Annotated in this window: 6 protein-coding genes and 1 pseudogene; 4 read left to right on the top strand and 3 right to left on the bottom strand. The window is 72.0% G+C overall.

Features of this window, described 5'->3' with window-relative positions; translation table 11 throughout:
- Positions 1-367 (bottom strand): annotated as a pseudogene (locus tag VFO68_RS28230) (transcriptional regulator); the annotation flags it as partial.
- 202 nt (positions 368-569) lie between these two features.
- Between VFO68_RS28230 and VFO68_RS28225 the strand changes: the two are divergent.
- Genes VFO68_RS28225 through VFO68_RS28210 form a run of 4 tightly spaced genes read left to right on the top strand, consistent with a single transcriptional unit; the run spans position 570 to position 3,391 of the window.
- Positions 570-1,082: a DUF2231 domain-containing protein gene (locus VFO68_RS28225; protein ID WP_325161442.1), complete on the top strand. Its 513-nt coding sequence runs from the start codon at positions 570-572 to the stop codon at positions 1,080-1,082.
- 24 nt (positions 1,083-1,106) lie between these two features.
- On the top strand, positions 1,107-1,517 hold the full coding sequence (locus tag VFO68_RS28220; protein ID WP_325161441.1) for a hypothetical protein: 411 nt from the start codon (positions 1,107-1,109) through the stop codon (positions 1,515-1,517).
- A 2-nt stretch (positions 1,518-1,519) separates the two neighbouring features.
- Complete coding sequence (gene folE, locus VFO68_RS28215) at positions 1,520-2,119, top strand: GTP cyclohydrolase I FolE (protein WP_325161440.1); 600 nt, start codon at positions 1,520-1,522, stop codon at positions 2,117-2,119.
- Positions 2,120-2,158: 39 nt separating this feature from the next.
- Positions 2,159-3,391, top strand: coding sequence for an NAD(P)/FAD-dependent oxidoreductase (locus VFO68_RS28210; RefSeq protein WP_325161439.1), 1,233 nt, complete (start codon positions 2,159-2,161; stop codon positions 3,389-3,391).
- Here VFO68_RS28210 and VFO68_RS28205 read toward each other — a convergent pair.
- Together VFO68_RS28205 and VFO68_RS28200 are read right to left on the bottom strand one after the other, a co-directional pair.
- The gene (locus VFO68_RS28205) at positions 3,388-3,939 is read right to left on the bottom strand and encodes a hypothetical protein (RefSeq protein ID WP_325161438.1); all 552 of its coding nucleotides are present in this window, start codon (positions 3,937-3,939) and stop codon (positions 3,388-3,390) included. The two genes, VFO68_RS28210 and VFO68_RS28205, sit on opposite strands and share 4 nt — an antisense overlap.
- Before the next feature lie 178 nt (positions 3,940-4,117).
- Positions 4,118-5,345, bottom strand: a 1,228-nt coding sequence (locus VFO68_RS28200) for a RiPP maturation radical SAM C-methyltransferase (protein ID WP_325161437.1), incomplete at its 5' end; no start/stop codon positions are given.

Raw genomic sequence — 5,345 nt, 5'->3', positions numbered from 1 at the left:
CGGCGCGCAGCCGGGCCCGCTCGCGCGCCCCTTCCTCCTCACCGCGCCGGGCGGCCACTCGCAGCGCGGCGTCCCGGGCAGTCTCCCCTGCGGACTCCGTGAGCACCGCGTCGAGCAGCACGTCGGCGAGCACCTCGTGCTGCCGCTCCGGAATGTTGACCCGGATGTCGATCTCGGTGGGCTCGTAGACCTTCGGGGTCCGGCCCACCTTGCGCAACCCGCCGACGGACTCGAACCGAGCCCGCAGCAGACCGGCGTCGACCAGCTTGTCGAGGTGGAACGCGGCCAGCTTGCGGGAGATTCCGACGGCCGCGGCCGCCTCGTCCCGGGTCACCGGCCGGCGGACCCGCCGGATGAACGCATACATCCCCCGGCGCAGCCCGTCCTCGAGCGCCGCCACGGCCCTGATCGCGGGGCTCGGCGCGGAGTCCTCCGTCGTCACCCCCGCAGAATATCTCCTATCGCGGTGTTCACAACCCCGCTGGCGTAGGTGTCTACCAGGGTGGCTTGACGGGACACGCGAATAAGACCAAACTCTGTTGGTGAAATACCCCTAAGGGAGGTGCGCCGTGTCCAGTCCGCAGCTCGCCGCGAAGCGTCCGGTCAGCCCGGCGCTCGCCGGTCCCTACGGCCACCCGTTCCATCCGATCCTGGTCACCGTCCCGATCGGGGCCTGGGTGTGCGCCCTGGTCTTCGACATCTCCTCGCTGGTCGTCGACGACCCGGGCTTCCTCACCAAGGGCTCGGTGTGGCTGATCGCCATCGGGGGGCTCGGCGCCGTGCTGGCGGCGATGGTCGGCCTGCTCGACCTGTTCGCCATCCCGACCGGCACCCGCGCGTTCCGCACCGGCCTGACGCACATGAGCCTCAACCTCGCGGTGACCGCCGCCTACGCCGCGAACTTCTTCTGGCGACAGGCCGACTACGGCACGCCGGACGGTGTCGCCACCGGACCGCTGGTGCTGTCCGCGGTGAGCCTGGCGACCCTCGCGGTGTCCGGCTACCTCGGCGGAAAGCTCGCCTACCACTACGGCGTCCGGGTGGCCGACGAGGCCACCCAGGCGCACGGCTACCAGAACTGACCCACAAACACCGAGGAGGTCAACGTGGACATCGCCGCGCTCGTCACCTGGCTGCTCACCGCGGTCGGCGGCTTCGTTCTGCTGGGCACCTGGATCGCCAAGGGCGGTGTCCGCAACCCCGGCAGCACCCGCATGGCCCCGCCGCTGATCTTCGGCCACTTCGCGCTCGCCGCGATCGGCCTGGTGCTGTGGATCGTCTTCGTCATCGCCGACACCCCGGCCCTGGCCTGGACCGCGGTCGCGCTGCTGGTTCCGGTGGCGCTGCTGGGCTTCACCATGTTCGCCCGCTGGCTGCCGGCCTACCGGGCCCGCACCGCCGCCGGGGACGCGCCTGCCGAGCGGCACTTCCCGGTCGCGGTGGTCGCCGGGCACGGACTCTTCGCCGTGGTCACCGTCGTGCTGGCGCTGCTGGCCGCTCTCAACACCGGGGGCTGAGGGTGCGCACCACAACCGCGCTGCGGGTGATCCACGAGACCGGCGACCGGACCGACCTCGTCGCCGCCGAGCGCGCCGCGCGGGAGTTCCTGCTGGCCCTGGGCATCTCGCTGGAATCGGAGAGCCTGCGGGACACCCCCGCCCGCATGGCCCGCGCCTACGCCGAACTGTTCACCCCGCCCCCGTTCGACCTGACCACCTTCCCCAACGACGAGGGCTACGACGAGTTGGTGCTGGCCAGGGCGATTCCGGTGCGGTCGGTGTGCGAGCACCACCTGTTGCCCGTGGTCGGCGTGGCCCACGTCGGCTACCTGCCCGGTGCGCGCATTCTGGGCCTGTCCAAGCTGGCCCGCGTGGTCGAGCACTTCGCCCGCCGGCCCCAGGTCCAGGAACGGCTGACCAAACAGGTCGCCGACTGGCTGGCCGAGCACCTGCGGCCCAAGGGCGTCGGCGTGGTGATCGAGGCCGAGCACAGCTGCATGACGCTGCGCGGCGTGCTCGCGGTCGGCTCCAACACGGTGACCTCGACCATGCTCGGCTCGCTGCGCGAGGACGCCCGGTCCCGCCAGGAGTTCTTCGCCCTGACCGGCGTGCCCGGCTGAGTCGCGCTGATTTCCGCCCCAGCAAAGGAGAACGGCCAGATGGCCACCAACCGGATCGTGATCGCCGGCGCCGGACTGGCCGGCGCCAAGACAGCGGAAGCCTTACGCGGGCAGGGATTCGACGGCCGGATCACGCTCGTGGGCAACGAACGGCACCGGCCCTACAACCGGCCGCCGCTGTCCAAGGAGTACCTGGCCGGCAAGAGCGACCGGGACTCCGTGTTCGTCCACCAGGACGGTTGGTACCCGGACAACGACGTCGACCTGCGGCTCGGCGTGGAGGTCACCGAGATCGACCGGGCCGCCCGCCGGGTCGTGCTCGCCGGCGCGGACGACCTCTCCTACGACCGGCTGCTGCTGGCCACCGGCGCCGCCCCGCGCCGGCTGCCGGTGCCCGGTGCGGACGCCACCGGGGTGCACTACCTGCGCCGGCTGGAGGACTCCGAGACGCTGCAGCGGGTCATCGCCCAGGCCCGGCGGCTGGTCGTGATCGGCGCGGGCTGGATCGGTCTGGAGGTGGCCGCGACCGCGCGCACCGCCGGCCTCGAGGTCACCGTCGTCGAGGCCGCCCGGCTGCCGCTGCTGCGGGTGCTCGGGCCCGAGGTCGCCGCGATCTTCGCGCAGCTGCACCGCGATCACGGCGTGGATCTGCGGTTCCAGGAGCAGATCACCGAGATCACCCAGGCCGGGGGCCGGGCCACCGGCGTGCGGCTGGGCGACGGCAGCCACCTGGCGGCCGACGCCGTGCTGGTCGCCGTGGGCGTGGAACCCAACGTCCGGCTGGCCGCCGAGGCCGGGCTGGACGTGCACAACGGGATCGTCGTCGACGACGCCCTGCACACCAACGACCCGCACATCCTGGCCGCAGGCGATGTGGCCAACGCCTTCCATCCGTTGCTCGGCCGGCACGTCCGGGTCGAGCACTGGGCCAACGCGCTCAACCAGCCGGCCGCGGCGGCGGCCGCGATGCTCACCGGCACGGCCAGCTACCACGAGCTGCCCTACTTCTACACCGACCAGTACGACCTGGGCATGGAGTACACCGGCTACGTCGAGCCGGGCGACTACGACCGGGTCGTCTTCCGCGGCAACACCGAGGCGCGCGAGTTCGTCGCGTTCTGGGTGCGCGGCTCCCGGGTCCTGGCCGGGATGAACGTCAACGTCTGGGACGTCGTCGACCCGATCAACGCGATGATCCGCTCCGGCGGCCAGGTCGACCTCGATCAGCTCGCCGATCCGGACTGCCCGCTGGACGAGGTCAGCGTGGACTAATGTGCCGCGCCGACCGCGACCGGCTCGTCCAGCCGGTTGCCGATCCGGTCGTCGCCGGGGACGACCGCGACCCGCTGGGCCGGCAGTTCGTCCGGGTCGGCGGTGTGCAGCGCCAGGGTTCCGGTGACCAGCGCGCCGTCGCGGGCGGCTCGCTCCAGCCGCGCGAACAGGTCCGGCTCCCGGACTGGTTCGCGCAGGCCGAGACCGAAGCCGATGACGAGCAGGATCTCGCCGCTGCCGGCCGCGGCACGCAGCCAGCCGGACGGCAGTTCCACCGGCGCGCGGTCGAGCAGCGGGTGGCGGTGCGGCCACTCCAGGGTGACCGCGTGGACCCGGTCGACCCGGACCCGCCAGCCGCGCACCGGCCGCGGGTCGCGCCGGTCGAGATCGGTGGTCAGCCGCAGCCCGCGGGCCAGCGCGATCCGGTGCAGGGCATCGACGGCGAGCCCGCCCGCCCGGTCGCGCGCCGCGCCCTCCATGAGCAGCACCGAGGTCCGCGCCCGACCGTTCCACAGGCTCGCCTGCACGTGCAGTTCGCTCTCACCCATCCCCGGCCTCCATTCCATTCCCCATTCGTATTCGACAATACGCGGATTCCGGGATCGGCAACCCCCCAAAACTACCTAAGTGCGAATATGGCGATAGATCTGGATCCATTCCAGTCAGGGCCGATCCGACCTATACAAATGGTATTAGCATGCGAAATGGCACAAATGATTAATCGCGTCAGCGTCCGGGGGTCGCCGGCAGCGCCAGGGCCACCGCGAGGTCGCCGTCGAGAAACATCAGGCCGCGTTCGGCGAACTGCTCGAAGAGGTCCCGCACCGCCCGCACCGACAGGTCCAGCCCGAGCTTGCCGCGCACCGCGGCGGCCGTGGTCGGCCGGTCGCTGCACGCCAGGTAGATCGCGGCCAGGGCACCGTGGAAGGTGTAGGTCCCGGGCCGACCCGGCCGGCTGTCGTAGATCCGCAGCAGGTCCGGCGCGGACCGGTAGGCGAGCACCGGCACGGTGTCGCCCGCCCAGACCCGCGACCACTCCGCGACGGCCGCGCGCAGCGCCGCATAGGCCGACTCGGGCAGCGACTCCATCAGTTCGTAGTCGAAGAAGTAGGCGATCCGCTCGGTGTCCACTGTGGACGGATAAACGTGCGCGTAGCTCGGCTCGGGCCGCCGCGACCGCATCGGAAACCGGTCCGGGCGGCTGAACAGCGGGCTGAACCGTTCGAGCCACACCCGGTCGGCGCTCGCCGGTGGCTGCAGGTGGGCCAGGTGCGGCAGCACGGCCGCCTGCGCGGCGTAGTCCGCCGCGGTCTCACCGGGAAACCCCCACAGGATGTTCCACGCGACCGCGATCCCGTAGTAGCGGGCCCAGCGCAGCAGGTTGACGTTCTGCGCCGCCCGCACGCCCTTGTTCATCAGCGCGAGCACATGGGAGCTCAGCGACTCCAGGCCGGGCTGGAGCTGGGTCACCCCGCCGCGGGCCAGCACCCGCAGCTGGGCCCGGGTCAGGTTCGCCTTGGCCTCGTAGAAGAACTCGTAGTCCGCCCCGCGCTCGGCGATCGCCGGGAACAGCTCCCTGAGGTAGTTCGGCGCGAGGATGTTGTCCACCGCCTCGAACCGGAAGGTGCCGTACCGCCGGGCCTGCCCGTCCAGCTCGGACAGCACCCGGTCGGCGGACTTGGCCCGGAACCGCATGGTGGTCGCGTTGAGCCCGCAGAACGTGCAGTGGTGCTTGGCGCCCCACCAGCAGCCCCGCGCCGACTCGAACGGCAGCCAGACCTCCCCGGCGGGCAGGTCGAGGTGGGCGCGGCGGTCGAAGTACTCCGCGTAGTCCGGCACCGGCAGCTCGTCCAGCGCGGTGCTGGGCGGCGCGGGCGGGGTCGCCACCACCCGGTCCCCGTCCCGCCGGGCCACCCCGGCGATCCCGTCGGTGCCGGTGCCGCCGGCGAGCGCG

It is taken from the genome of Actinophytocola sp. (assembly GCF_035712165.1).
Classification (GTDB): Bacteria; Actinomycetota; Actinomycetes; order Mycobacteriales; family Pseudonocardiaceae; genus DASYTH01.
The sequence above is the reverse complement of the archived record's forward strand: the minus strand, read 5'-3'. Positions and strand labels throughout refer to the sequence as shown.